3 protein-coding genes and 1 pseudogene are annotated in these 4,312 nt (G+C 55.8%); 1 reads left to right on the top strand and 3 read right to left on the bottom strand.

What is annotated here, in order from left to right; all coding sequences use genetic code 11:
• Positions 1-388, bottom strand: a pseudogene (locus RMSM_RS02290) (S41 family peptidase); the annotation flags it as partial.
• A gap of 945 nt (positions 389-1,333) precedes the next feature.
• Between RMSM_RS02290 and RMSM_RS02285 the strand changes: the two are divergent.
• On the top strand, positions 1,334-2,206 hold the full coding sequence (locus RMSM_RS02285) for a hypothetical protein (RefSeq protein WP_144057309.1): 873 nt from the start codon (positions 1,334-1,336) through the stop codon (positions 2,204-2,206).
• Between the two features lie 111 nt (positions 2,207-2,317).
• Here RMSM_RS02285 and RMSM_RS02280 read toward each other — a convergent pair whose 3' ends face one another.
• Both RMSM_RS02280 and RMSM_RS02275 read right to left on the bottom strand, forming a co-directional pair.
• Positions 2,318-3,175, bottom strand: coding sequence for a cell division protein FtsQ/DivIB (locus RMSM_RS02280; protein ID WP_236621971.1), 858 nt, complete (start codon positions 3,173-3,175; stop codon positions 2,318-2,320).
• Positions 3,176-3,309: 134 nt separating this feature from the next.
• A complete protein-coding gene (locus RMSM_RS02275; RefSeq protein ID WP_008690936.1) occupies positions 3,310-4,188 on the bottom strand; it encodes a UDP-N-acetylmuramate dehydrogenase in 879 nt (292 codons plus the stop codon).
• Between the last annotated feature and the right edge of the window lie 124 nt (positions 4,189-4,312).

Here is a 4,312-nt window from a genome sequence, read left to right as displayed (position 1 = left end):
GTAAATTGGCCAAGATCTCGGCATACAAATCGAGAGCTTGTTCTGGGGATAATCGGTCCACCGACTGCAGATAGCTGGTGTCTTGGTAACGACGGTTGACATCGTAATGCAGCTTCGCAATCGTCAATCGTTGGTACAGCGACTTGCTGCCGGGGTGCTTTTTCGAAGCGTCCTCGTAGTGACGAACGGCATCGGCCCACAATCGAGCTTGCTCGAGTTCAAGTCCCTGCTGTACCGCTTGTTGTTCCGGCGTAACCGAAAACTGTTCCGCTTCGGTGACAACCTGGGCCGAGACGGGAGTGGCAAAGCCGAGCAGCAATGCCGCAGCAATCAAGCTGAAAAAGGTTCCAGCGGATTGGCGACGATAGACCTGTGGGATCCGATTCATACGAGCAAAATCCAGTGGAGCATCGTTCGGGAGGGTCCCCTAAACATCAGGGAGGTGATGTTTAGATGAAGCTGTGCAAAGACGCTCAGACCACACAGCTACGGGAATATAGGACACAAAGGGTGCCCGGTCAAAAAAACGTTGCGGTGGAAAATCGGGAGATTCGTGCTAACCCGACCAAGCCGAAAGGTGGCGAATGGGTCGATGCAAATATTCCGATACTTCCGGTCAACTTCTCAGAGAGTATGACCGCACAAGCGTGTTTCACGCCTGTTTCCTACCGCTGTGCCTCCACTGCACAAGAGACGACTGCATGTCGTCATGGCTTCCAGCAAGAAAGATAGGCGCTGTCCAGTTCGCAGGCAACGAACTTTTTTCTCCGGTTGAGCGTTTTGCTTTTTGTTTCAGCGTTGGGGGGGCCGAGTCTAGCATGTCACGCTCATACACGGGGGGGATTAACCCTTTTGTCCGTTATCGCAGGATTACGGCGGCGAATCTCCGCTTAAAAAAAGATCTCTTTAACAAAAAGTGAATTTATGGCGATAATAGCCAATGGACTCGTCGGGCCGCGCCCGACCAGGTTCGGCCCATGCGCGTTCACTGATACCAGATGCACCCATATAGCGGGTCAGGTTCGGTTGGATTTCGCAGCTGGCATCGTGGCTTGCTGTGCAAATCAACTCGACTTACCTGCACCACTCGTGGCTAACACTACGAGGCTCGGGAAAGAACCCGAGGAAAGTTGAGGGTTCAGGGATGAAGTGGCGATCGCTGCTAGCCGTTGTACTCGGCCTGTCCGTTTCTCACGTTGCGACTTTTGCTCAAAGGCCGCTCGATGCTGAGCGTCTTTCTACGAGTCGAGCGTCGCCAGAACGCGACGTATTCTTTTCTTCCAGCGGCGTGGTCCGCTTTCAGCTGATCCAGGGTCGACTCGGACTCAATCCTATGTTGCACCGCAACGGGGCTCAGCAACGTCAAGACGACGAGGTATTCGAAAGTATCACCGTCACCGCGCAACGCGGAATTCCTTCACTGCACTACGTCCTTCAGCAGCCGATGGTCCGGCAGCTACGTTCTTATTCACCGGCGCCGCAGTCCTCTTTCTCTCATTCAGACTTATCGGAGTCGCCATTTCAGCACATCACGCTTAGCGTTGATGATGCCACCAAGGTAAAGATTGAATCCGAGCTGATGCACACCGGAGAGCGGAGTGTACTGAATCAGCCCGCCTTCGGGCCGATTCGCTGGGAGATTCAACGGGGCGATCAGCTGGATAGCTACATCGGAACGACACTGTTCCATGTGCGGCTGCAAAATCCCGAAGTCTTTGACCTGCATTACGCCGACCTGACCTCACGGGTATTGCGAGGGAAATCGATCGCCGAGTTATCGGATCAGATTCATGTTGCTGTCCTCGGACATTACGATCGGCTGCCCGCGATCCCGGTGTCCGAAGTCGTTCGCTGTGTCGAGCAATTACGCTCGCCACGCCAAAGCACGCGGATCTCGGCGCAGCAGGAATTACTCCGCTGGGGGACACCCATCATTCCGATGCTTCAGCAGCAGCTAGGCACGGATCTCGAACTCGAACAGCGAGCGTGTTTGAGTGAAACGATTCGGATGCTGCGTCCGCGAGTCGAGGATACACCTCGTTCGTTGGCGATGTTGTTGATCAACGACGTCGAGTTTTGGTCGTTGGCCAAACCGCAGCTGACCCCCAACGAGTGGATCTTGGTGAGCCAACATCTGCAGCAAATGGGATTGTCAAAATCGCGACCGCATGATTCATCGGTCACCAGCGTGAGACCCTCGCCGTAGCGAAAGTCGCTAAGACCTTCGGCGGAAACGATGGATTGCCGCGGGGCACGCCCCGCGGCATGCAATCCCTCGAATCAGGCTGTGGCGTGACGGAGCTGTTGCTTGGCTGGTTTATTCCAGCCGAGTGCGTCGGGCCAATCGCAGGTCGCCATTGGTAATCTCTTGGCCACTCATCAGCGCGTGCAGTTTCATCTCCACGGTGCGTTCGCCGCCCTCTTCCAGCCCCGGAGGGCTGCCCCAAAGCAAGCGTCGATTGTCGGTGGTCGTGATTTCCAACTGCGGCACCGCATTTTGCCGGGAATCACCATATACCCCGATCGCACGCACTTTGGCCTGTTCTCGCACCGGCGATAAAACGCCTGCCAAGCGAGCTGCCGCCTCGACCCGAAGGTCGCCAAAGGGCCCCCCTACCACGCCGGTTGGGTAGACGTCGGGGACTTCGATATGAATGTAGTCAAGCGTTTCGGATTGAGCGAACTCGGTGGTCGGTAAAAGGATCCCAGTGCCATCGATTGGGAAAAAGTAGCTTCCGGAATCGGCTTGATTGGGTTTGAAGACGTGTACCATCGCCACCGGGCGTCGGTATTCCAAATGCACATCGACGGTACCGCCGGGCAGTTTGCGGACGCTGATTACCCGACTAACCCACGGGTGGGTGGCAAAAGCCGAGGCGATTTTCGCAGTGGCTTGGACATCCAAAAGCGACAGCTGGTCTAGCGCGGTATCGCGGAACACCGTTGCGGGGATATCGGTGCGAATGTAACCCGGTGGCTCGGTGACTTGGATGTGATCAAGCTGCACCCCATAGAACTTACTGGCAACATGCTCGGCACCCCATCGATCCCAGGCGACGTATCCGCCTACGATCAACATCACAGGCCAGATAAAGGACAGCGACGCAGGAGCCACGATCAGCCGCCGAATCATATCGCGAATCGGGCGGGGGCGGTCATCGCGATTTGATTTCATCGCCACCGTGCTTGCCTCTTACAATCCATTGTGATTCGTTACCAAATGCCTCGCGTTCGCCAGCGTCGTCGCCGAGCGGACGCGGGCGGAGCCAGTTAAAGCCAATCGTAAAGCGACTAGCTAACCTGAGATCTCTACCAAATCTGCAGATTCAATTGCAAGTCGATCCCGGTTTGCAGCAACACTTGTTCACGTACTCGTTCGATCAAACGCAAGCATTGTTCGCTGGTGGCACCAGTGTGGGCAATTAAGTATTGCGGGTGGTTGGCATCGAGCGATACATCGCCCTCGCGAACGCCGGCGAGCCCGCAATTTTGGATCAGCGTGTTTGCTGGCATTCCATCTGGATCGACAAACGGAGTCGCGATCCGGCGTTGTTCGCTTGGACGGTCCGCATTCCGGCTGATCCACAGCTTTTGCATCCGTTTGGTCAACGCGGAAACATCGCGTGGTTCCAAGGCAAAGGTGACCTTCAATACCCCCAGCCCGTTCAACGCCGTTTTGCGGTGCGAAAAGCCCGCTTCGTGTTGGTTCAGTTCGCGGGTCGTGCCATCGCTTTCGATCACCGTGATGGTTTCGACAACCGAACCAATATCACGACCGCCGTTAGAAACGTTGCCAACGACCGCTCCACCGACCGAACCGGGGATACCGACGAGATGTTCTAGACCGCCCAGTCCCGCACCGACCGACTTGATGACGGCATGAGACAGTTTGGCACCGGCACCAGCGATCAGCCGATTGTCTTGGATTTTCAATTCGCTGGTGGCGGCCGCGGCCAGCGAGATAACTAGGCCGTCAAAGCCCGATTCTCGTACCAGCACGTTGCTGCCGCCGCCCAGGATGCGGATCGCTAGTCCCGCCTCAGTGGCTTCGCGGTAAACGCGTTGCAGTTCCGCTTCGTCAACCGGTTCAGCGAAAAAACGAGCGGGCCCACCGATGCCAAGCCATACCAATGGCGCGAGAGGCTCGTCGGTGCGAATCAGATGGTCCAAATCCTCAGAGAAGCTCATGCTTTATGTCTGCCTTTCCAGTTTCATTTTGGGTCAATGAACACACAGAATAACCGATATCCCAAAAAAAGCGTCAGCTGTGAATCCGAAGTCACAACTGACGCTTCGATAGATTGTTTTCCTA

The organism is Rhodopirellula maiorica SM1 (genome assembly GCF_000346295.1).
GTDB lineage: Bacteria > Planctomycetota > Planctomycetia > Pirellulales > Pirellulaceae > Novipirellula > Novipirellula maiorica.
Note: the sequence above shows the minus strand (reverse complement) of the source record. Positions and strands in the feature narration are given on the sequence as shown.